27 protein-coding genes are annotated in these 22,572 nt (G+C 26.8%); 5 read left to right on the top strand and 22 right to left on the bottom strand.

Translation table 11 applies throughout. The annotated features are described in order from the left end of the window. Positions 1 to 117: 117 nt before the first annotated feature. From CRV01_RS10655 to CRV01_RS10635, 5 genes are all read right to left on the bottom strand, one after another. Positions 118 to 399 carry a high-potential iron-sulfur protein gene (locus tag CRV01_RS10655; protein ID WP_129008191.1) on the bottom strand — a complete coding sequence of 94 codons (282 nt, stop codon included), beginning with the start codon at positions 397 to 399 and terminating at the stop codon, positions 118 to 120. 136 nt (positions 400 to 535) lie between these two features. Beyond that, positions 536 to 1,303: a choline/ethanolamine kinase family protein gene (locus tag CRV01_RS10650; RefSeq protein WP_129008190.1), complete on the bottom strand. Its 768-nt coding sequence runs from the start codon at positions 1,301 to 1,303 to the stop codon at positions 536 to 538. Continuing rightward, on the bottom strand, positions 1,275 to 1,853 hold the full coding sequence (gene pnuC, locus CRV01_RS10645; RefSeq protein WP_129008189.1) for a nicotinamide riboside transporter PnuC: 579 nt from the start codon (positions 1,851 to 1,853) through the stop codon (positions 1,275 to 1,277). Before pnuC ends, CRV01_RS10650 begins: the two co-directional genes overlap by 29 nt. A gap of 35 nt (positions 1,854 to 1,888) precedes the next feature. Next, the gene (hrpB, locus tag CRV01_RS10640) at positions 1,889 to 4,411 is read right to left on the bottom strand and encodes an ATP-dependent helicase HrpB (protein ID WP_129008188.1); all 2,523 of its coding nucleotides are present in this window, start codon (positions 4,409 to 4,411) and stop codon (positions 1,889 to 1,891) included. Positions 4,412 to 4,418: 7 nt separating this feature from the next. Continuing rightward, positions 4,419 to 5,129 carry a hypothetical protein gene (locus CRV01_RS10635; RefSeq protein ID WP_129008187.1) on the bottom strand — a complete coding sequence of 237 codons (711 nt, stop codon included), beginning with the start codon at positions 5,127 to 5,129 and terminating at the stop codon, positions 4,419 to 4,421. Positions 5,130 to 5,427: 298 nt separating this feature from the next. Between CRV01_RS10635 and CRV01_RS10630 the strand changes: the two genes are divergently transcribed. Both CRV01_RS10630 and CRV01_RS10625 read left to right on the top strand, forming a co-directional pair. Next, positions 5,428 to 6,249: a PhnD/SsuA/transferrin family substrate-binding protein gene (locus CRV01_RS10630; RefSeq protein WP_129008186.1), complete on the top strand. Its 822-nt coding sequence runs from the start codon at positions 5,428 to 5,430 to the stop codon at positions 6,247 to 6,249. Continuing rightward, positions 6,250 to 7,746 carry an ATP-binding protein gene (locus tag CRV01_RS10625; RefSeq protein WP_129008185.1) on the top strand — a complete coding sequence of 499 codons (1,497 nt, stop codon included), beginning with the start codon at positions 6,250 to 6,252 and terminating at the stop codon, positions 7,744 to 7,746. Positions 7,747 to 7,756: 10 nt separating this feature from the next. Here CRV01_RS10625 and CRV01_RS10620 read toward each other — a convergent pair whose 3' ends face one another. Genes CRV01_RS10620 through CRV01_RS10605 form a run of 4 tightly spaced genes read right to left on the bottom strand, consistent with a single transcriptional unit; the run spans position 7,757 to position 9,704 of the window. Next, the gene (locus CRV01_RS10620; RefSeq protein ID WP_129008184.1) at positions 7,757 to 8,041 is read right to left on the bottom strand and encodes a YrhK family protein; all 285 of its coding nucleotides are present in this window, start codon (positions 8,039 to 8,041) and stop codon (positions 7,757 to 7,759) included. Between the two features lie 35 nt (positions 8,042 to 8,076). Then, on the bottom strand, positions 8,077 to 8,394 hold the full coding sequence (locus CRV01_RS10615) for a hypothetical protein (protein ID WP_258238391.1): 318 nt from the start codon (positions 8,392 to 8,394) through the stop codon (positions 8,077 to 8,079). A 33-nt stretch (positions 8,395 to 8,427) separates the two neighbouring features. Further along, positions 8,428 to 9,372 (bottom strand): glyoxylate/hydroxypyruvate reductase A, encoded by a 945-nt coding sequence (locus CRV01_RS10610; protein WP_258238390.1) that lies wholly within the window; start codon positions 9,370 to 9,372, stop codon positions 8,428 to 8,430. 14 nt (positions 9,373 to 9,386) lie between these two features. Then, on the bottom strand, positions 9,387 to 9,704 hold the full coding sequence (locus CRV01_RS10605; protein ID WP_129008182.1) for a DUF2834 domain-containing protein: 318 nt from the start codon (positions 9,702 to 9,704) through the stop codon (positions 9,387 to 9,389). A gap of 137 nt (positions 9,705 to 9,841) precedes the next feature. Between CRV01_RS10605 and CRV01_RS10600 the strand changes: the two genes are divergently transcribed. Together CRV01_RS10600 and CRV01_RS10595 are read left to right on the top strand one after the other, a co-directional pair. Then, entirely contained in the window at positions 9,842 to 10,273 is a 432-nt protein-coding gene (locus CRV01_RS10600) for a MarR family winged helix-turn-helix transcriptional regulator (RefSeq protein WP_129008181.1), read from the top strand. Further along, on the top strand, positions 10,266 to 12,521 hold the full coding sequence (locus tag CRV01_RS10595) for an ATP-binding cassette domain-containing protein (RefSeq protein WP_129008180.1): 2,256 nt from the start codon (positions 10,266 to 10,268) through the stop codon (positions 12,519 to 12,521). Before CRV01_RS10600 ends, CRV01_RS10595 begins: the two co-directional genes overlap by 8 nt. A gap of 107 nt (positions 12,522 to 12,628) precedes the next feature. Here CRV01_RS10595 and CRV01_RS10585 read toward each other — a convergent pair whose 3' ends face one another. Genes CRV01_RS10585 through CRV01_RS10575 form a run of 3 tightly spaced genes read right to left on the bottom strand, consistent with a single transcriptional unit; the run spans position 12,629 to position 14,207 of the window. Next, entirely contained in the window at positions 12,629 to 13,252 is a 624-nt protein-coding gene (locus CRV01_RS10585) for a hypothetical protein (protein ID WP_129008179.1), read from the bottom strand. Continuing rightward, the gene (locus CRV01_RS10580; RefSeq protein WP_129008178.1) at positions 13,249 to 13,737 is read right to left on the bottom strand and encodes a DUF1566 domain-containing protein; all 489 of its coding nucleotides are present in this window, start codon (positions 13,735 to 13,737) and stop codon (positions 13,249 to 13,251) included. The genes CRV01_RS10585 and CRV01_RS10580 overlap by 4 nt, the downstream gene beginning before the upstream one ends. Positions 13,738 to 13,751: 14 nt before the next feature. Next, positions 13,752 to 14,207: a GNAT family N-acetyltransferase gene (locus CRV01_RS10575; protein ID WP_129008177.1), complete on the bottom strand. Its 456-nt coding sequence runs from the start codon at positions 14,205 to 14,207 to the stop codon at positions 13,752 to 13,754. A 171-nt stretch (positions 14,208 to 14,378) separates the two neighbouring features. On the opposite strand from CRV01_RS10575, the gene CRV01_RS10570 reads away from it, so the two are divergent. Further along, positions 14,379 to 15,131 (top strand): hypothetical protein, encoded by a 753-nt coding sequence (locus CRV01_RS10570; protein ID WP_129008176.1) that lies wholly within the window; start codon positions 14,379 to 14,381, stop codon positions 15,129 to 15,131. Positions 15,132 to 15,159: 28 nt separating this feature from the next. On the opposite strand, the gene CRV01_RS10565 is transcribed toward CRV01_RS10570, so the two are convergent. The 10 genes from CRV01_RS10565 to CRV01_RS10520 form a co-directional block, all read right to left on the bottom strand. Next, positions 15,160 to 16,383, bottom strand: a complete 1,224-nt coding sequence (locus tag CRV01_RS10565; protein ID WP_129008175.1) for a permease — start codon at positions 16,381 to 16,383, stop codon at positions 15,160 to 15,162. 116 nt (positions 16,384 to 16,499) lie between these two features. Next, on the bottom strand, positions 16,500 to 16,847 hold the full coding sequence (locus CRV01_RS10560) for a rhodanese-like domain-containing protein (RefSeq protein WP_258238389.1): 348 nt from the start codon (positions 16,845 to 16,847) through the stop codon (positions 16,500 to 16,502). A gap of 32 nt (positions 16,848 to 16,879) precedes the next feature. Beyond that, entirely contained in the window at positions 16,880 to 17,338 is a 459-nt protein-coding gene (locus CRV01_RS10555) for a hypothetical protein (protein ID WP_129008174.1), read from the bottom strand. Between the two features lie 32 nt (positions 17,339 to 17,370). Further along, positions 17,371 to 17,931 (bottom strand): pseudouridine synthase, encoded by a 561-nt coding sequence (locus CRV01_RS10550; RefSeq protein WP_129008173.1) that lies wholly within the window; start codon positions 17,929 to 17,931, stop codon positions 17,371 to 17,373. Positions 17,932 to 18,022: 91 nt separating this feature from the next. Next, positions 18,023 to 18,661, bottom strand: coding sequence for a LysE family translocator (locus CRV01_RS10545; protein ID WP_129008172.1), 639 nt, complete (start codon positions 18,659 to 18,661; stop codon positions 18,023 to 18,025). 166 nt (positions 18,662 to 18,827) lie between these two features. Then, positions 18,828 to 19,196 carry a hypothetical protein gene (locus CRV01_RS10540; protein WP_129008171.1) on the bottom strand — a complete coding sequence of 123 codons (369 nt, stop codon included), beginning with the start codon at positions 19,194 to 19,196 and terminating at the stop codon, positions 18,828 to 18,830. Positions 19,197 to 19,249: 53 nt separating this feature from the next. Then, complete coding sequence (locus tag CRV01_RS10535; protein ID WP_129008170.1) at positions 19,250 to 20,341, bottom strand: DNA cytosine methyltransferase; 1,092 nt, start codon at positions 20,339 to 20,341, stop codon at positions 19,250 to 19,252. Continuing rightward, positions 20,338 to 21,189 (bottom strand): NgoPII family restriction endonuclease, encoded by an 852-nt coding sequence (locus tag CRV01_RS10530; protein WP_129008169.1) that lies wholly within the window; start codon positions 21,187 to 21,189, stop codon positions 20,338 to 20,340. Before CRV01_RS10530 ends, CRV01_RS10535 begins: the two co-directional genes overlap by 4 nt. 194 nt (positions 21,190 to 21,383) lie before the next feature. Continuing rightward, the gene (locus CRV01_RS10525) at positions 21,384 to 21,980 is read right to left on the bottom strand and encodes a DJ-1/PfpI family protein (protein ID WP_129008168.1); all 597 of its coding nucleotides are present in this window, start codon (positions 21,978 to 21,980) and stop codon (positions 21,384 to 21,386) included. A 78-nt stretch (positions 21,981 to 22,058) separates the two neighbouring features. Then, positions 22,059 to 22,484 (bottom strand): nuclear transport factor 2 family protein, encoded by a 426-nt coding sequence (locus CRV01_RS10520; protein WP_129008167.1) that lies wholly within the window; start codon positions 22,482 to 22,484, stop codon positions 22,059 to 22,061. Positions 22,485 to 22,572 lie beyond the last annotated feature (88 nt).

Genomic DNA, 22,572 nt, shown 5'->3' with positions numbered 1-22,572 from the left:
TAAATTCCTTTATGAACGCAATTGTATAGAAAATATATAAAAAAGATTTTAAATATATTTAATTAGTAAGCAAAAAGATATAGATATTTAGTCTATATCTTTTTTTTAGTTTAAAAATTATTTTTTAGGGTTTGTATATAAAGTACACCAACCATTAGCATCAATTGAGCCTTTTACAACTTTACAGGTATTTGTTTCAGCTTCAAAATGTATACAATCTTTACAGGCTTGACCATTTTTTGGAGTATCTTGATACTTAAACTGAGACTTAGAACCTTTTGCATGAAGTTTAGTTGTTGAAAAAGTTACTAAACCAAGAAAAGCTATACTTTTAAAAAACTCTCTTCTTTTTAACCTTTTACTTAGACTTTTGCTGTTTTCTTTAGATTCATGTATCATTACTTATCCTTTCTTATGACCACATAGTTTCTTTTGATTGTTCTAACACCTAACTTATCTCCCTTTTTATTGTCACATATTTATTCTTAAATAAGATTTTTATGTCATATTTAGTTATTAAATAAAGTTAGATTAACTATTTATTAGCTTTTTTTAAATTTATAAACCATAACTTGCAAATATGTTTATATATTTTTATATAAGAATGAAGTTTTTGTATATCAATTTTATTTGCAGTTTTTTGATAACTCTTTAATAAGATATTTTGTTCTTTTTTATTTAGTTTGTACTCAAAACATAAAGTTGCCAAATCAAAAAAACTGTCATTAACTCCTGCATATTCCCAATCAATAAATTTAATACTATTTTTATGAAAAAGTATATTTCTAGGATTTAAATCATGATGAGTAGTCACTAATGTCTTTTTATACTTTTTCAAGTTCTTTAGTTCTTTTTTACAAATACTTATACTTTTTCGTGCTTCTTTAGTGTTAAGATTTTTTTTGTAATGATTTAATGTTTTTTTTAAATCATATGAATTTATATTGCTTTTTATTCTGTGTATTTTTTTAATCATCTTTGCTAGACGTTTTATTTCTTGGATATTGATACTTTTTTTATGTTTTCCTTTTAAATACTCACATACCATAAAGGTTTTATTGCTATCCAAAAATATTGGCTTTGCGGCAATACCTTTATTAAAAGCTTTTTTTTGAACTTTAAACTCAAACTCTCTACTAATATTTACAGTATCATCATTTTTAAAGACTCTTACTAAGTATTTCTTCTTTGAAGTTTTTAATAGATAGTTTATATTACAAAAACCTTGAGTTTTAAGTAGTTTAAGGCTTAAAAGCTTTTCATTTTTAAATATATTATATTGTTTTAGTTGCTTTTTTGTCATACTCTTCTTTCCACTTTTTAAAAGCCACAAAGGCTAGAATTGTATAAATCACAAATAAAATAGCCGTAAGATTAAGTCCTTTTTGAATATAGATATAAATAGAAACTACATCAATTACTATCCAATAAATCCAGTTTTCTAATATTTTCTTTGCAAGCATGTATGTTGTAAATATTGCAAATACAGTTGTAAAAGAGTCAATATATGCAAAATCTGCATTTGTATAATTTGCCATCACATAACCAAAAGCTAATGATATCAAAGTTAATACAAATATGATTTTTATATTTTTTATTAAACTAAAACTAGTTACTTCAAGCTCTTGCTCTTGTAGTTTTCCACCATATTTCCACGAGTACCAACCATAAACTGCCATGATAAGATAATATGCATTTAAAGCTGAATCCATAAGTAAAGAGACATCAAAAAATAATATTGTATAAATAAGTGTTGATATAAATGCAGCAGTCCAACACCAAAGGCTTTGTCTTACAGCAAGTAGTATATAAGCTATTGCTAAAAGCATGGCTATAGCTTCATAAGTACTCATCACATTTAGTGACTCAATAATTGTTTGCAAAAATTCTAAGATAGTTTATCCTTCATATTCTTTTTAGTTTTATTTGTAGCAATTGCTTCAAAAGGATTATCAGGCCAATAGTGTTTTTTATATTTTGAAAACAACTCTTTTTTAACCTCAGCATATGAATTTTCCCAAAAGCTTTTTAAATCATAAGTTATTTGAATAGGTCTTAATGCAGGACTTAAAAGATGAACTTGCAGAGCTATTTTATTGTTAAGTATTTTTGGTGTTTCATGCATACCAAACATCTCTTGTATTTTTACTGCTAAAATTGGTGTTGTACTATTGTTATAATCTATTTTAATATTTGAACCACTAGGCACTTTTATATGAGTTGGGGCAAGAGTATCTAAAAGCTGTTGTTTATCCCAAGGAATGTATCCAAGTAATATTGAATATGTATCTAAAGTCTGTAACTCTTTTACTGTTTTGATATCATGTAAATAAGGCTTTAACCAATCAAAAACATTTTCTTTTAAATCCTCTTCTTTGAAACTTGGAAATTCTAAATCACTATTTTCATTTATAAAATTTACTCTTTGTCTTAAGGCTTCTGCTTTCTTACTCCAAGTTAAAAGCTCTAACCCTTCTTTTTGCACAAGTTCACAAAGTAAGCTTGAGAAGTCTTGGTTTTCATCACTTATAGGTTTAAAAAAGAGTTCTAACTCATAAAAGAAGTATTGCTCTTTTATATCAAACTTTTTATTCTCTTTATTATAGGTGATACTTTTTTTTATATTTATATCATCTTCAAACTCTTTTAAAATAGTATCTAATGATATTCTTGATGCAAAACTTATATATGAGTCTTTGTTCTTTGCATTTAGACTTGGGGTTACTAAAAAGCTTTCATTAAATAGTATATCTTCAATATTTAAAATAGCTCCCTTACCATTACTTAGTTTGTATCTATTATCATTTTTGCCTCTTTGCTTGGCAAGTCTATCTGGGTAAGCAAAAAGAGTTAAAACAGCTACAATCTGCTCATCTATTTTTTTATTTGGCTTTTCTATACTCTGTACTACTTTTAACTTGCTAAACAGAAATTTTGCCCCTGCTAAAATATTTTTTGCTCTATGTTTATTTATAAAAGAGATATCTATATCATTTTCATACAAGTGTACAAATCTTGAATATATATTTGTATCTTGGAAACTGCTTTTAAAAATATCTTTTTCAACTAAAAGTGAGGCTAAAAGGCAAGCTTCATAGGCAAAGCCTAAATTATTTGCTTTTAGTATCATATATGCAAACCTAGGATGGATTCCTAAAGCAAGTGCTTTTTTACCTATAGTTGTTATCTCATTTTTCTCATCTAACATCTTTAGTTCTTGTAAAACTATTCTTGTACTATCTAAAACTTCTTTTGAAGGAGTATCTAATAGTTTTAGCTCACTTATATCTTCACCCCAAAGAGCAACTTCAAGTAAAAATGAACTCAAATCAGTTCTTAGTATCTCAGGTTTACTTGAATCTTGCAATATCTTACTTTTATGCCAAAGTTTATAGCACTTTCCATTACTTAGTCTTCCTGCTCGCCCTGCTCTTTGAGTAGCTGAGTCTTGTGAGATAAAAACTTGTTCTAAATGGTTCATTGCATTTGAATAGTTATAAAAGGATTGTTTTTCTAAGCCTGTATCTATTACTACTTTCACACCCTCTATTGTTAAAGAGGTTTGAGCTATATTTGTTGAAAGGATGATTTTTCTTTTATTTGATTTTGATTTTAATATAGCTGTATCTTGTTTGTCTTTACTCAAACTTGAATATAAAGGTAATATTTCTATTTCTCTATCTTTTAGTTTTTCATTTAAAAGCTCTTGTAAACTATTTATTTCTTTAGCTCCTGATAAAAAAACTAAGATATCTCCTTCATCTTCATTTACTGCTTTTTGTACAGTATTTAATAAAACAGTATTTATGGTTTTAAAATCAGGTTGCTTGATACTTGCATCTAAAAACACCTCTTCTACTTCATAAGTTTTACCCTTTGAGCTTACAACAGGAATATCTTCACCTAATAGTTTAGTTAGTTCTTTTGAGTTTAAAGTTGCAGACATGATAAGAAGTTTTAAATCTTCTCTTATTAACTCTTGTACTTGCAAGGATAAAGCAAGGGATAAATCAGTATGAATACTTCTTTCATGGAACTCATCAAAGATGATTAAGCCTACATCTTCTAAAGCTTGGTCACTTTGTAGTTTTCGCACAAGTATTGCTTCTGTTACAACTAGAAGTTTAGTTTGCTTTGATTTGCAACTATCCATCCTAACTTGATAACCAACAGTTTGCCCTACTTCTTCCCCTAGTAGCTTTGCCATTTGTTGGGCTACCATTCTTGCAGCTACTCGTCTTGGTTCTAAAATGATTATCATTCTATCTTCAAGCCAAACCTCCTTTAGTAAAGAAATAGGTATAACTGTACTTTTCCCAGCTCCTGGAGGTGCTTGTAGTATAAGTGTTGAGTTTTGATTTATTGTTTGTTTGATGTCATCTAAAACATCATATATTGGTAAATCTTTCATAATAAAGCTATGAGTTAATCCTATTAATTTTTATAAGTAAATAGAAACATGCTAATAAAAAAACTACAATATACATAGGTACAGGATTAAATAAAAAAACAATAACTAACCATATAGTACCAAGAGCAGAACTAATTAATATTTTATAAAAAGTACTATTTAAAACAATAAAAATTAATAAAATAAGAAAAGAAGAAAGTACAACACCTGCTAACCAAAGTAAATCTTTGTTAAAAGATAAGATTGGACTTTTGTTTTGTTCTGCTTCCATTTTAATACCTAACATCATCCTTCTTTCCATGATAAAATGAAAAGGTATAATCAATTCATTTTTAAAAGCTGTCAATAGATTTGTACTTTTTATTTCTTGAGTTCGAATAATTAAACGTGTTTGATCTTTATTTTTACTTTTAAGTAAAAAAGTTCCCCAATTTTCTAAAACAATTGCATCTTTAGGATCAATATCTAAAACCTTAAAATTATAAGAACTTAATCTACCATCTTCTTTTGATGAACCATGAATAATATCACCTATTTTTAAATCTGCATTTTTTTCTTTACTTTTTAGATTCTCTTCTAAAAAGTCATAACTATAAAATCCTTGTTTTTTTGCACCTAACTGCATGAGTAATTGCCATACAGTATTTTTTGAGGCATTTATTGTAATAGCTCTTGTAGATGTTATAGGTAAAGATTTATTATCTCCAAGCATTTGCATAGAAAACTCTTTATTAGATGAACCCCATTTTATGATTATAGGTTTTATATAAATAAAATATATTAAAATTTGAAAAGATAATAAAAATAGAAATAGAAAAATTAACTTAAGACTATTTTGTTTTTTGTATTTTTTAATTTAATAACTCCAATGTTATATTTTGTGGTATTGTACTTTAAAAGAAACTATTTTGCAATATACTTCATTGATAAAATATTTCATTTTTAAATAGTTGCTTAATAAATTATATTAATATTATTTGTTATAATAACATTATACTTTATAAGTGAAGAATAATATGAAACTAAAACTATTACTTTTATCAACCTTTTTTATATTAAGCCTTTGTTATGGAAAAGATAATCCAATTAAAATTGGTATTGCTCCACACTCTTCTACTAGAGTTATTTTACAATCCCATCAAGACCTAAAACTTTTTTTAGAAAACTATTTTAAAAGACCTGTTAATATTTTAACTGCTAAAAACTTTAGTGAATTTACAAAACGTTCAAATAAGGGAACTTATTATGATTTAATTTTAACTTCACCAAATTTAGCAGTTCTTGCTCAAAGACTTGCTGGATATACACCTTTAATGACTTATAAAAAAGGTCTTTCTACAATTCTTTTAGCAACTAATAAAGATATTTTAAAAAGTAAAAAACTTCCACTTCATGTAATTGGCTTAGATCCCGTCTCTTTCCCAACATTAGATGCACAAGATTGGCTAGCAAAAAAAGGTTTTAAAGAAGGGGAGAAAATAAAATATACTTATACAAGTGCAACAGATAGTTCTATATCTATACTTTTGAATAACAACGCAGATATGATAATTATGTCTTTACCAAACTACATAAAACTTATAGTAAAAAAGAATAAAGACTTAGTACATATAATATATCAAAGTGAACCAAAGCCAAGTAGAATATATTTAGCAAAAGATACAGATAATATCACTTTAAAAGAATGGGAAGTAGCATTAGAAGCATTTTCTAAATCTAAAGAAGGTAAAAGGCACTTAGAAATTACAAAACTAGAAGGGTTTAAAAAAATAGAAGAAAATGATCTAAATAATCTAGACTCAATAGTAGATGAAACGATGAAAAGGTTATATAAATAAATGAGATTATCTCTATCTTGGAAATGGGTAATTGCTAGTTTATTAATTGAGAGTTTAATGCTCACACTTATGGTAATAAAAAATGTAGAACAACTAGAAGATAACCTATCCACTCAAACAAATATAAGATTAGATGAACAAAAAATATTATTAAGAAGTGCCTTAGTAGCACCTCTTGTTCAAATGGATTATGCAACAATTAATGCAATCCTAAAAGAGACTAAAAAAATCTCAACAATTGATTATTTAGTTGTTGTTGATAATCAAAATAATTGTATCTCTACTATAGGATGGAGTGATTGTTCAAATTTACCACAAAAAGAGATAAATCCTTTTAGTGAAGATTCACTAAAAGATGAAAGATTTGATACACATATTCCAATAAGCTTATTTTCTCAATCTTTAGGTAAAGTTTATTTAGGTCTTTCCACGAAATTTTATATTCAAGCAAAAAAAGAGATGATTACTAGAAGCATTATTATTGCATTAATAGAACTAATCTTATCGGCAATTTTACTTATAACTGTAAGTAAATGGATTATTAAAAACTTAGTCAAACTTACCCAAAGTGCAGATGCAATTGCCCATGGAGACTATTCTCAAAGAATAAATCTAGGAGATAGTAAAGAAACTTTCGAATTACAAGAATCTTTTAATCTTATGGCAAAAAATATAGAAAAAAATATAATAGATTTAAAACATCTAAATAAAAAAGAAAAGAAGTTATTTGATAAATTAAAATCTCAAATAGAAAAAAATCATGAACAAGATATTCTTTTAAAACATCAATCAAGAATGGCAATAATTGGAGAAATGCTTAATAATATTGCTCACCAATGGAGACAACCTTTAAATGCTATTACTGTTCAAATGAGTAGTTTAAAACTAAGAAAAGAGTTAAATCTTATAGAAGAAAATGAGATAGAAAGAACCTCAGATAGTGTAATGAAATATGCAAACTACTTAAGTAATACAATTGATGATTTTAGAGATTATATAAGTGATGATAGTAGTAAAAGAGAATATTTTAGTATTGAAACTTCCCTAAATAAAGCTCTTGATATAGTCTTGGCATCTTTAAAAAATAATCATATTGAACTAAATATAATTAAAGCTGATAGTGACTTAATAGTAGATGGTGTAATAAATGAATTAAATCAAGTTTTTATAAATATTTTTAACAATTCAAAAGATATCTTAAATGAAAATAATATTGAAGAAAAAGTAATAGAAGTAAGATTCTTAAAAGAAGATGACAAAATAATTATCACTATACAAGATAATGCAGGTGGCATCAATGATGATATTATTGATAAAATATTTGACCCATATTTTACTACGAAACACAAAAGTCAAGGTACAGGAATAGGTTTATACATGAGTGCAAAGATTATTAAAGAACATTTTTCAGGAGAGATACTTGTAAAAAATGAAAATATAACTTTCAATGAGAAAACTTATGTAGGTGCAAAATTCTTTATAATTTTACCAATATAAAGTTTACTATTTAATTTTTTTGATTTTCTTGTTCTTCTTTGTATATTCCAGAAACATGAATTAAACTTGCTACTTTTATTAATGGTTTTATTAAAAACTGTGCACTCCCTACTATAAACAGCCATGTACCACTTTCCATAAGTGAATCATTCAAAAAGAAAATACTTCCAATTAAAAACCAGATTGCAATAAGTAAATCATTAAAAGCACCAATAAATTCATATCTTCGTTGTATAATAATATATCGATTCCCTATTTCTAAATCTAATTCATCTTCTTTCTTATAAAAAGTCAATTTTTCTCCTATATCTTTTTCAAATTGTAATTTTATTATTCACCATTTAATACAGACATAACTGTAGCCCTGCTTGTTTTAAGTTCTTGAGTAATTTTACTTATATTTATATCCCCATTTTCTGTATAATAATCTTCATCATCTAACATTCGCAAAATTTCATCTTTTTTATCAAGTATCTCTTGAGGAGTTTGTCTTTTTTGAAAAGTAAAATCCTCTTCACTCATGCTTTTCATAGCTTCTAAATCTCTTTTAATAGTAGCAACAGTCACTTTAAGCTTAGCTGCAAGCTCTTTTGGGTCTTCTATACCTTGAGAAATTAATTCTTTTATTGCTATTCGTCTAGTTTTCATCTTTCGTCTACGATGATAGGAAATTTTCATACCTTAATAACCCTTTTTCGTATCTACAAAATCTGGAATGATACCTTTTTCAAAATATTCACAAATATTTTTTGAAGCTATTTTTGAAGCACTTTTCATATTTGTAGGAGCCGAAATATGAGGTAATATTGTTATATTTTCATTTTCCCATAAAGAAGAGTTAGAAGGAAGTGGTTCAACATCAAATACATCTAAAACAGCATGTGAAAGTTCTTTTTTATCTAATTTTTCGAGCAAACATTTATAATCTATAATTGCACCTCTTGCAAAGTTTATAATTGAAGCTTTTTTATGTAGTAAATCTAATTTTTCTTTGTTAAGTAAGTTTCTTGTTTCATTTGTAAGTGGTAGTAAACAAACTACTATATCTGCTTTTATTAAGGCTTCATTTAAACCTTCATTGCCATAATAAGTATTAACCCTATCAATACTTTTTTTACTTCTTGCCCAACCTGATACATTAAAACCATTTTCTTTTAATTTTTCAGCACTCTTTTTTCCTAATTTACCTAAACCTAAAATTAATATATTTCTTTCTTCTGGTAGAACTTCTACATGTTGTTTCCATAATCTTTGCTTTTGTTGTTTCAAATATAGTGGCATATCTTTATGTATATACAAACTCCATGCTAAAACTGACTCTGCCATAGTTTTGGCTAATTGAGGATCAGTCATGCGTACTATTTTAAAGCAAGCTTGGGGAAGTTCTTGTAAAAGTTTTTCAACCCCTGCCCATAGACTTTGTATCCATTTTAAATTTTTTAATTGCGCTATATCTTTTGGATTAGGATTTGCTACAATTGCAATATTTGCAGATAGTTTTTCTTCTTGAGTCAAATTTTCAAAAAGTATTACTTGGTATTCACTTATTTGTTCTTGTAAATGTTCTAACCAAAGTTTTGTAGCATCTTCATCACATCCACTTACAAAGGGTATTATTTTTTTCATTTTCTTATCTTTTATTATATATTCTTATCAATTTGAATCTCTCTCATAAATAAAAATAAAGGTAAACCAAAAGAAACTCCAACTAATAAAGTCCCAAATATAGGTAACCAAAGTTTATTCATCTTTTGTTTTTTTCCTTCTATTAGAATAAAAACAATCAGCACAATAGCTGAAATAATAACATCAATCCAAGCAAATAGAGTTATCTTTGATTCTATAATTTCTTGGAATAATAATACTACATCTAATCCATTTACGCTTAGCCATGAAATAAATTGTGTATAAGGTAATATGAATCCCAGTATAGCTAAGACTATATAGAACTTTTTCATTAATATCCTATTTTTATATAATAAAAAAGTATAACAAAGTTTTTAATATTTTTTCTTAATCATTATAAATATTAAATCTTAAAATAATTTTTATTATAATATAATTTCTAAATAGAAATTATATTTAAGAGTAATAAATGAAAAAACTAAAAACAGCTTTAATAGATTTGCAATGTGAAATGGTCGCCCAAAGAAATATGGTCAATCCTGATAATATTTCTTGGTTACAATATGATATTTTATATCAGTTAAATAAACAAAAAGAGATTCTGCCTTCTACTTTAAGTACTACAATGGGTACATCACGCACTAAATTATCAAAAGCATTAAAAGAGCTAAAAATATTGGATTATATTTATCAATATCCAAATAAATTAGATGGTAGAGAATTATATACTTCTATTACTAAAAAAGGTAAAGATTTATTAGACAATATATCAAAAGAACATAACTGCTTATATGAAACTACACTTCAATCTTTAAGCAAAGAAGAACAAGATAGATTTGAAGAACTTGCTTTAAAAGTTTCAAAAGCATTAAAAGAAAAAAGAGTTAATAACTATGAATAAAAATATAGTTATTAAAAATGCAACAACTAACAATCTTAAAAATATATCTATAAATATTCCTAAAAATCAAATAATTGCAGTTACAGGAGTATCTGGTTCTGGCAAATCTTCTTTTGTATTTGATACTATTGCAAGCGAATCCCAACGTTTATTAAATGAAACATATTCAAGTTATATTCAAGATTTATTACCAAAATATAAAAAACCTACTTTTGATTCTATTTCTAATCTTCCTGTTTCTTTGGTAATAAATCAAAAAAGAATTGAAGGTAATTCAAGATCTACTGTTGGAACTATCACTGATATTTATACAAATCTAAGACTACTTTTTTCTAGAATTGCTATTCCATTTATTGGGTACTCTATGAATTACTCTTTTAATAATACACAAGGTATGTGTCCTTCTTGTAAGGGCTTAGGGGAAGTAAAACAAATAGATATAAATAGATTGTTTGATTTTGAAAAGTCATTAAATCAAGGAGCAATTTTATTTCCAACTTTTCAAAAGAAAGGTTGGAGATTATCAAGATATACTGAATCTGGATTTTTTAACAATGATAAGAAAATATCACAATATTCAAAAAAAGAGCTTGATTTACTTTTATATTCAAAAGAGATGAAACCTACAAAACCTACAATAAATTGGCATAAGACCGCTACTTATATTGGTGTAGTACCTAGAATAGAAAATGCATTTATTAATTCAGAAACAAACAAATATAAAAAAGAGTTAAATGATATTTTGACTATAAATATATGTTCTAGTTGCAAAGGAACAAGATTAAATAAAAGAGCTTTAAGTGCAAAGATTATGGATAAATCAATTGCTGATTGTTCAAATATGTCTATAAATGAATTGTTTGATTTTATAAATAAAATAAAAAATGAAGAAGTAAGTGTTATTTTAAATGAGTTAAAAAAGAAATTAAAAAGTTTACAAACTGTAGGTTTAGATTATTTATGTTTGAGTCGAAGTACAAATACTTTATCAGGAGGTGAGTCTCAACGTATTAAAATGACAAAATATCTTAATAGCTCATTGTCTGATGTATTATATATTTTTGATGAACCAACTATAGGATTGCATCCATATGATATAACAGGTATTGGTAATATATTTAAAGAGATTAAAAACAAAGGAAATTCAATCTTATTTGTTGATCATGATAAAGATATTATTTCAATATCTGATAAAATAATAAATTTTGGAGAAAAAGCTGGAGTAAATGGAGGAAATATCACTTTTTATGGCACATATGAAGAGTTACTAAAATCAAATACAATAACTGCAAAAGCTTTTTTAAAAAAGCACACTATTAATGAAAAAGAAAAAAAATTCTCATCTTTTTATACCCTTGACAATGTTTCAAAAAATAATATTAAAAATATTTCAATAAAGATTCCTAAAAATGCATTGACTTTAGTAACTGGAGTTGCTGGTTCTGGTAAAAGTACATTGATTCGGTATCTTTTTAAAAATAAATACAAACAAGCTACACTTTTAGATCAAAGTTTACCCCATGCAAGTAGTCGTTCAAATATAACTACATATTTGAATATATATAATGAGATAAAAAAGTTATTTAGTAAAGAAAACTCTGTAAATTCAAGTATATTTTCTGCTACAGGTGAAGGTGCATGCAATATTTGTAAAGGTAAAGGTTTTATCAAACTTGACTTGGCTTATTTGGGAAACTCAACTCAAATTTGTGAAAAATGCCAAGGTAAAAGATTTAATGATGTGGCACTTTCATATTATTATAAAGGTAAAAATATAAGTGAGATTTTTGATTTAACTGTACAAGAAGCAAATGAAATGTTTTCTGACAATTTAATAATCAAAAACAAATTAGAAGCTATGATTAATGCAAATTTGAATTATGTTAAATTAGGACAAACCCTTGATACTTTTTCAGGTGGGGAGTTACAAAGACTAAAAATAGCAAAAATGTTATGTGAAAAATCAGATGAGATTATAATCTTAGATGAACCAAGTACAGGATTACATGAAGCAGATATTGAAAAGCTAATAAAACTATTTAAAGAATTGATAAATCAAGGACATACTTTAATTGTATTAGAGCATAATTTATCTATAATAGCTCAAGCTGATTGGATTATAGATCTTGGAGTAAAAGGTGGGAGTTTAGGTGGTAAACTACTATTTCAAGGATATTTAAAAAACTTTTTAAATAATGAAAATTCATTTACCTCTAAATATTTAAAAGAGTTTTTATTTATTCAATGATTTCATAATGACGCGTTACATTTGCAGTTACATTACCCCATTTAGAAGCTTTAACTCTTTTTTGATGTTTTTCAAAGGCAACTTTATCAACAAACTTTTCATAAACATCAAAACGAAGAGGATTCTGTATACTTAATTAGTATTTCTTTTGTATTTATATTTAAAAGCTTAAAAGAAATATCAAACTTTTCATTTGAGTTATTAGGACAAGTTCTTAAAAAATCTCCAGCTTTATGAAAAGAAAGCTTTCCAGTATAAGCTAATAATCCTGCAACTTTTCCTTCAAGTTCAAAAGCAATACTTTTCTTCATACTTTTTATCTTTTTATATTCACTAAAACTAATATTATTTAAACTAATCATATCTATTCTTTTGATATTTTCTGATTTCAAATTTTTAAAATAGCTTCTATTTATATAATCAGTTTTTAAATATGTATTTTTATTTTCAAAAACAGATATCAAATCAGCAAACTTTTCTTTTAGATATATTTTTAATATTTTTGTTTGTTTATCATAATTTAAATTGAGAGTCTTGTTACTTCTAACTCTAAGGTTATTAAAACAAAACTCAATACTATTTTCTTGAGATTTAGTGCTCCACCAATTTAAAATTTTATATAATAATACTTCGTTTTTCTCTAAATAATATAAATCAGATTCATATAATTCACTATTTGCATATATTGTAGTATTAAAGAATAAAAAAAAGATACAAATAATTTTTTTCATTTTTCACTTTTTACTAAACGAACAAACATTGAAAAACCTTTACTATGCACATCCATTGTTTTATTAATAAAATCTACATAATATATAAGATTAGGTAAATTATCTACTGAAGTAGAACTCCAATAAGGTGTAAAGTTAGATAAAAGTTTTATATCAGGAAACAATTGAGAATTAATAGCATTTTTTTCACACTTATCATCAAAAATCGTTCTTAACTCTTCTATAGTAGGAATACGCCAACCATTTATTAGTTTTTTTTCTAAATCATTTGCTTCATAAAAACTCATAATTTGAGGATATTTATTACATCCAACACTATTTTCCCATTTACTACCAACGCTACAACGCATCCAAGTTAAATTTGTTTGCTTATCAAATACTTTATTTTCAATAATAGTAAAACGTGCATTATTTAATTCATCACATTGGGCAAAAAGAAAAGTACTAAAAACAAAAAATACAAATAAAGATTTTAGCAAATACATCAATAAATACTTTTTTAATAATTGTTATTTTTAATCATATCTACATGGGGAATTCCATCCTCATCATATGGTTCATCTACAACTTTAAAACCTAATGACTCATAAAATTTTTGTAAATAAACTTGAGCACCGATTTTAATGCCCATCTCAGGAAACTGCTCTTCTGTAAAACGAATAGCTTCATTCATCAAAGGACGTCCAATTTTTAAATTTCTAAACTTTTCTAAAGTCATTACTCGACCAATAGATGGTTGTTTATATTTAATTCCTGGATCAACAACTCTAACATAAGCAGCTAACTCTCCATGTAATGAAACAGTAAGGTGCCATGAATAAAGGTCCATATCATCAGTTTCTTGATAAGGGCATTGTTGTTCTACTACAAAAACTGATTCACGTGCTTTTATTATATTAAATAACTCCAAAGCAGTTAAAGATTCCAGTCGAGACCATTTAAAATCTAATTTCATTAATCTTATCTCCTATTTATAAGGACATAATTCTAACCACTTATTCTATAATTATCTTTAATAAAAATTACATTCTTTAAATTTACAAAGATAATATATTTTATAAACTTATAAGTTTTTTTTTATAAATTCTATTGTACAATTCTTAATAATAGTTTAAAAGGAAAGAATATGCTTATAAATCAATTAGACTCATTACAACAATATACTAATGATATGACTCAACAAATGAAACAAGTTCAAAAACTTGAAGGAATTACAAAAAGTGATAATAATATTGAAATAAGCAATCTTCCTACAGAATATATTGAAGAATCACAGATGAGTGAAGAAAAGCTCATCGAAAAAAAGATTTTTGAACAAATTTTAAATACCTATTCAAGTTCATCATTAGAAGATTCCGATTTTTGGAAATTTAACCATAATAAAGATAACAGCAGTATTGATAAAGCCAAAGAAAAGATAGAAAGTCTTGCCAAAGATCTTAATTCAGGAGAACAAACCCAAAGAGTAAAAGAGTTTTTAGATTCTAATAAGAATGACTTAGTAAAAGAAAGAAATACCTATAAAACAGAAATTGGTTTTTCAAACTCATTTAATATCTCAACACAAAATGGAAAATATAACGTTGATATTTCATTCTCTTTCACACAAAGTTATAACAAAGTTAATGAACAAAATGATAGTACTGAAACATCAAATATACTAAATTTGATAAATCAAGTTGATTACAAAAACATATCTATTGAAGTTTCAAAAACACAGCAAGATAATACAGAAAACAAAACTCTTGAAGAATTAAAAGATTGGTTGGATACACAAGGTCAAGTTTTTAATGAAGTATATACAAACAATCAAACAAGTGAAAACTTTAAAGTACTAAATAACTTTCAAACAAAAACACTATTTTATAGTTATTTATAATACCAATAGTATATATCTTAAAAGCAAGCTAGATAAATAAAGAAACTATCAAACCACCAATTAACCATACAATTGCAAGAATAACTATAATATATTGAATTTTTTCTGTAATTGTTGAACTTGAATCAGAATGATGATGATGTTGATGTTGTCCATTGCTTTTAGACCAGAACCAAATAAGTAAAAGATTAAATAGTATTAATATAATATTTAGTACCATTTGATAATTAAATTTAAAATATTCACGTTCGTTTGGAGCTATTACGCTAGAAAAATCAGGAAGTAAATCTAAATATACTAAGGCATAGTGCATAGATAAAGCTGAAATGATAATGCCAACAAACATAATTGCTAAAAGATAAAGAGCCATCTTCCATCCATAATAACTTGCATTTATTCTAAGTACAGGAAAAACAACAAGATCTGAAAAAATAAATGCCATAACACCTGCAAAAGTTACACCTTGACCAAATAAAACAGCTGCTAAAGGGATATTTCCCATAGAACCAATAAATGTAAAAAATGCTGCAATAGGTCCAACTAAAGTTTGCATAAGTACTGTATAAAAACTAGGGTTTGCCATATTAGCATTTCCTGAACCTATAAATAAAGCTTGAAAAAAACTATCTGGTACCATCGCAGAAATAATCCCTGCCACTGTAAAACCTATAAGCACATCTTTCCAAACCATTTGCCACTCCATGACATATGTTTGCCCTATTTTTTGCCAACTTTTAAAACTAAAGATTTTCTTTTTCCAACTAAGTTGTTCCTCTTCTTCGTCCTCATCACTATCTAGTTTTTTTCTTGCTTGAGCTTCTAAACGTTTTGGTCTTGTAATACGTATTATTAACCATGAGATTAAAATAAGCATTATTCCACCTACATATTCACCAACAACAAATTGCCATCCAAGAAATATAGCTATAACCATCCCAAGTTCAATAACTAAATTTGTTGAAGCTAATAAAAATGCTACAGAAGGTGCAAGTCCTGCTCCTTTATTAAATATAGCACGAGTAGTAGAAAGAGCTGAAAAGCTACATGAGCTTGACAGAAATCCGAAAAATGTTCCAAGAAAAATACTTTTAGCACCATCTTTTCCCATACTTTTTTGCATACGCGTTCTTGTTACTAAGACTTGAATTAAACTGCTAATTATATATCCTAAAATAAAAGCCCATAAAGCCATCCAAAAAAAGCCTAAACTTGTAATTACTGAATCATTCCAAAGTTGAAAAAAGTTTTGCATAATAAATTCCTAGAAGACAAATTTAGAACCAAAAAAACAAATAGGTTATTTCTAATATTGTATTGGATGTAACTTAAATCTAACTAATTTTATATGCTGTATTTTGTATTAATAAATTAAAACTTTAAAAGGGTTTTCCAAGTTCCTGCATTGTAAACATTTTCAAATCCATTTGATATTAAAGTACGTTTTGCTAAAGCACTTCTACCTCCACTAGCACAACAAAGAATTATAGGTTTAGTCTTATCTAATTCTTTCATTCTACTTTCTAGATAAGTGATTGGAATATTGATACTTCCTTCTTTGTTTGATGTATTAAACTCTTCTGTAGTTCTAACATCAATAATTTGTCCACCTTTTAAAAGTAAAGTTGGAACAAGTTTTAATACTTTGTATTGAGTATATTTTTTATAAGCAACATACAGTACTAATATAATAAATACATAAATTATGTTTTCGTTCAAAATTATCCTTAATAATATTTATAATGTTTTTTTTACTTAGATTTTTTAGCTATAAACTCTTCTAAACCAGAGGTTTTCATAGAAAATTGCTTTGAATACTTTATTATCTCTTCATCTAATGTGCTAACCCCAGCTTTTGTTTGTATTAAATAGATATTGAAAGTATTACCTTCAATAGTAAATTTTACATGATTAAAATATACCTTTGCATCTTTAAATATATAATCTAAAGTAAGAGTATCTTTTCTAAAAAATGGAAATGCTTGTTTAGCTTCACCCAAAACTTCTGCAATAAGAAAGTACCCTAAAGTATCAGCTGTTAAGTTATCACAAGGAATTCTTTTATTTTCTTTATTAAAATATTTATCAACTAATCTTAGAAAAAAGTTATAAGACATAGTACCTATATCTTTTAATATCACACTATTTATATATTCATGTATTAAGTGTGAATTTTCTTTTATGAAAGTATTTAGTTCCTTTTCTTGCATATACTATTCCTTTAAAAATTTTAAATCTTATTTTAGCAAGTATGTGCTTCATTTAGATTGTCTAAGGCAATTACATCACCTGGAAGCAAGTTTCCAATATGGATATTACCAATACGAACTCTTACTAATCTTAAAGTAGGAAAACCAGTAGAGGCTGTCATCTTTCGTACTTGTCGAAACTTTCCTTCAGTAACAGTAATAGATACCCAAGAAGTTGGTCCATGCTTTGATTTACGAATATTTCGACCACGAGAAGGCAAAGATGGTTCACCTTCTATTTTAAAAGCTTTGCATGGAAGAGTTTGATAAATAGTTCCATTTATACTAATCTCAACACCAGCTTGTAACTTTTGTATTGCTTCATCAGTGATAATTCCATCTACTTGAACATAGTACTCTTTTTCTATGCTTTTATCTCTAACTTTAAAGCTAGCCATTCCATCAGTTGTAAGTAAAAGTAAACCTTCTGAATCTAAATCTAGTCTTCCTATTGCCATGGTGTCTTTTGGAAAACTATAAAAGTCACCTAATAACTTTTTGTTTTTTCTTGGTTTAGGTCTAAATTGACTTACACAACCGTAAGGTTTAAACATTTTGAAATGATAATGAGATTGTTCTATTAGATTTTGTTGTTTTGTAATTGTTATTTCCTTATTGTTTTAAAATTATTCATGTATTTGTTTATTAGCTATTTTTTGTAAGTGCTAATTTAGTACCAAAGCCAATAAATACAATACCTGTTATTGAGTTTAACCAGATTTTAAATTTAGGGTGGTTGGTAGCTCTTTTTACTTTATTTAAAGTAAATACCATAGCTGAAAACCATACAAGATTCACTAATGAATGAGCAGTGACAAGAGAATATGCACTTAGGGCACTCCCATCCAAAGGTATAAACAGAGGAAAAGCAGCAAGATAAAATATAGAGACTTTTGGATTAAGAGTGTTAGTCAAAAAGCCTTCAATAAAAGCACCTTTTATTGATATTGATTTTTGCTGTTTATCTGCAAGTTTATTTTTTGTCATTGAATTTTGACTTATGGCATTTTTTAATGCCTTTAAACCAATCCAAATCAAATAAGTAGCACCTAGCATTTTAAATATAAAAAAAGCATGGGCTGATTGTACTAAAAGAATAGAAATACCAAATATAGACAAAGTTCCATGAACATAAAATGCAGCAACAAAGCCAGCAACATTTGCTAAACCTGCTCTATGACCAGACAAAGGAACTGTTTTGGCAATAAGGAACCCATTTGGGCCTGGTGAAATAACCAACAAAGTTGCAACTGCAACAAAAGTAAGAATATTGTTTAAATCCATTTCAATCCTCCATAAAAAAACTAATGTTATTTGTTAACCTTAACTAGAGATAGTATTTATTATTATATTCTGAAAAGAATGTAAAAGAATTCATAGCATTACCATAGTTTTGAATAGTTAATGTGTCACCTTTTATTAAACCACTCACTAAAATAAATAATAGTTTTTAAATCTCTTCATGTTTTTTAAGACCATAATACACTGTTGTAAGTAAAATAATAGGAATAATAAAACTTACAAGCAATGGAATATTATTCAATAACGATGAAAGTGTATATTCAAGTATTGAATTAGGTTTTTCTTCTGGCCAAAACTTAATAACTAAGGGAATGAATGTAAAAATAATAGTTGGTACAAGAAACCAAATAGTAGCTTTTGTACTTTTTCTAGCCATTTTAGCACAATATCCATATATAACAATTACAAGAATAGCACCCAAAATAGAAAAAAGATTAACTACTTGCGAAAATAATTCAGATAAAATAAGTATTACAATTGTTATAAAAATCAGTATTCTTGAGGTATGTACTTTCATGTTTTTCCTTACATTGTTTTGATTTATTAATATATTATATATATCAAGTCAAATTACAAGTGCATCTGAGAAGAAACAATCTTTTTATCAGGAATATATGTATTATAATTACTTGAATTCTTTGAAATAGGTACAGTTGTCAATTCCTGTGATTTATTAAGATAGATACTACTTAAATCTTCAATTATCTTTTTTGCTAAAAAGTATGCTAAATTTGGTGGTACTGCATTACCTACCATTTTGTAACCAGCACTTATGTTCTTATAATAAAACTTATGACTATCTGGAAATGTTTGAATTCTAGCACATTCTCTTACACTTAATCTTCTATATAAATGTTCACTACCCGGTACAAAAATTCTTTTATTTTGCTCAACAAGTTCCATTTTTGGAGCCTGAGGATGTATAGGAGCATGTCTTCCACCTGCTTGAATTGTAAATGAAGGTTCATCCCAACTTCTAACCCTATTTCTAGACATAAACATAGAGGAAAATGTACCAGTCATATATTCATGATTATCTATTAAACAATTATCATTTGTATAGTTTTTATCTTTTGCAGATACAACATTATCTTTTAAATCCCAAATCACATCTTTTAAAAATATTTTTTTAGGAAATTTCAAAGGAAATCTAAAATTTATATTTAAATCTTTTCTAAATCCAATAAAAAACACTCTTTTTCTATCTTGTGGCACTTTATAATCATGAGCATTTAAAAGTTTAAAGGATAAATCATAACCACTTTCAGTAAAATGCTTTTTAATATTTTCAAGGGCTTCTTTATGACGACTAGCTAACATACCTGAAACATTTTCAGCTAAAAAAAACAAAGGTTTTTTATCTCTTAAAACTCTAATAAATTCAAAAAACAATTGTCCTCTATGATCATTTATACCTTTTGATTTTCCTGCTTCACTCCAACTTTGACATGGTGGTCCACCTATAAGACCAATTGCATCAGGAATATCACTTGATGGAATATTAATAATACTTCTTCTATCTAATGTAGTATCAGGGAAGTTTTTTTCAAATGTTTCCCATATTTCTTTATCATATTCATTTGCCCATATAGTTTTAAAACCTGCTTTTTCAAAACCTAAGTCTAATCCTCCAGCACCTGAAAATAAAGATATTATATTCATTGTGTAACCTTAAAAAGAATTAGTTTTATATCTATTGTATTTGCTGCATTATTTGGGTCTGATATTTTTTCATCTGTGATGCTTACTGAATCTATATTTTCGATAATATTTCTATCTTCCTTTGGAAAACTATTGTACTTATCTATAGGAATAATAGCTACTAAACTAAATATTTCATTAGTCTGTTTATATAAATCGTCATAAATTTTTGAAGGATGCTTTATAACCCACATACCTCGAACTCTGAGATATGTAATTTTTAAAGAATCAATATTTTTTACTTTTGCTAATTCTTTGCACTCAAGGTCAATATCCAATTTATCAGAACTTTTTAAAGCATTTTTAACTTCTGAAATTACCTCTTTGTATACTTCTTCGTTGGCAGCATAACAAGTACCATATACAAACCATAGAGATTTTAGTATTTTTGAGTCTTTTGGGATATGCCCCATTGCATAAATAATGTCCTTTTGTATCCAAGGCTGTTCTTCACAATTTTTACATTCAGCAGAAAGATTGTAATTAGATTTTAATATAGCTTTTGGATGAGAACTATTTAACTGCAAGTCACCTAAAACTTCAGTTTTCTTTATTTCTATTGCATCCCCATTTTTTAAAATTAAATCAGGAATCCTAGTTTTAGAACCTTCATAAGAAAAGTTATCTCTAAATTTTTCTTTTTTCTTTTTTTTATCTACTTCTAAAAATGTACCTGAAAAAGCATCCTTGATATATGTTTCAAGTCCCTCTCCCATATTATTTGCTCTATTATTTCCATTTATTACATTTGATACATTAACTTGATAATTATTAACAATATTAACTAATGCTTTTAATATATTTGACATAAATTATTCCTATTTTTATTAAAATTATTTTATCTAAAATGACTTATCATTAAAGTTAATTAGTAGTTTATAATAAATTATTGTAAATATTTAAAAATATGTCAGATAGCAATATAATTAAGAAAAAAACGATTCAATTACTTAATATTTGATTTGCAAGAAAATGTATAGAATTAAATCATCCTTTTCCATCTTTAAAGATATTTTCCAACTACAGACATGCAGTGTTTCACTGTACTTTCTTTTTCGCCCACTGGTGCAACATAATGAATTGCCGATTCAGCATTTTCAATACTTGATAATTTACTAATAACCCATGTTGCTAAGTATTTTGAAGATAAACAACCACCAGCAGTAGCAATATTTCCTTCTGCAAAAAATGCTTGTTCTAAAACAGTTACCCCAGACTCAATAACCCACGGTTTAGTTGTTAAATCAGTGCAAGCTGGTACTTTATTTAATAATCCAAGTACTGACATAAGTAATGTTCCTGAACATTGGCCACCAATTAACTGTGTTTTAGGATTAAGTTTTAATCTTGAAAGTATTTCTTTATCTTGTGCAATATCACGGGTTAATAACCCACTACCAAATAATACAACATCTGCATTATTTGCAAATTCTAGAGGCTGTTGAGACTCAATAGTAACTCCATTCATAGAAGTAACTGATTTTGAAGGACTTGTTATTTGGACATTCCAACCAGAATCTTTCATTCGATTCAAAATACCTAATGCTATAAATGAATCTAGTTCATTAAATCCATCAAAGGTCAGTATAGCAATTTCCATATTTACTCCTTTTGCTTAAAACCATAATATGAGACTCATATTATTGGCAAAATAATAATATTTACAGCTTATTATAAGTTACTTTCCCTCTGACAATACTGAAATTCTTTCTAAATCTCGGCTTGGAAAATCAGGATCTACATATACATACATACGACTAATAAGTTTTCCAGTAAATTCAAATACACTACAAAAACGACCTATAGATATATTGTTATCTGGCCAAGGAGTTCCATCACTCATTACGCCACCTTCTTGACCTTCGACAACAACCTTATTATCAACAGATATTATTTGAAAGCCATCTATGTCATGCCAAATACTTGTTAAAGAACTTCCAATTCTATTACCAAACTCAATTAATGCCTCTTTTCCTTTTTTTTGTCCAAATTTAGGAAAGAAAAAATCCACATCATCTGTAAACAACTTAAGATAACTAGAGTCACCACTATCTACTTTTTTAAAATATTCAATCACAATCTCTTCTAGATTTTCTTTTTTCATAACTATTATATATCCTTATTGTTTTTTATGTGTAGCGGTTGAGTTGAGAAATAGCTTTTCCCGCTAGGGTAAACTATTTCTCTCCAAT

The organism is Arcobacter sp. CECT 8983 (assembly GCF_004118855.1).
Classification (GTDB): Bacteria; Campylobacterota; Campylobacteria; order Campylobacterales; family Arcobacteraceae; genus Halarcobacter.
Note: the sequence above shows the minus strand (reverse complement) of the source record. Positions and strands in the feature narration are given on the sequence as shown.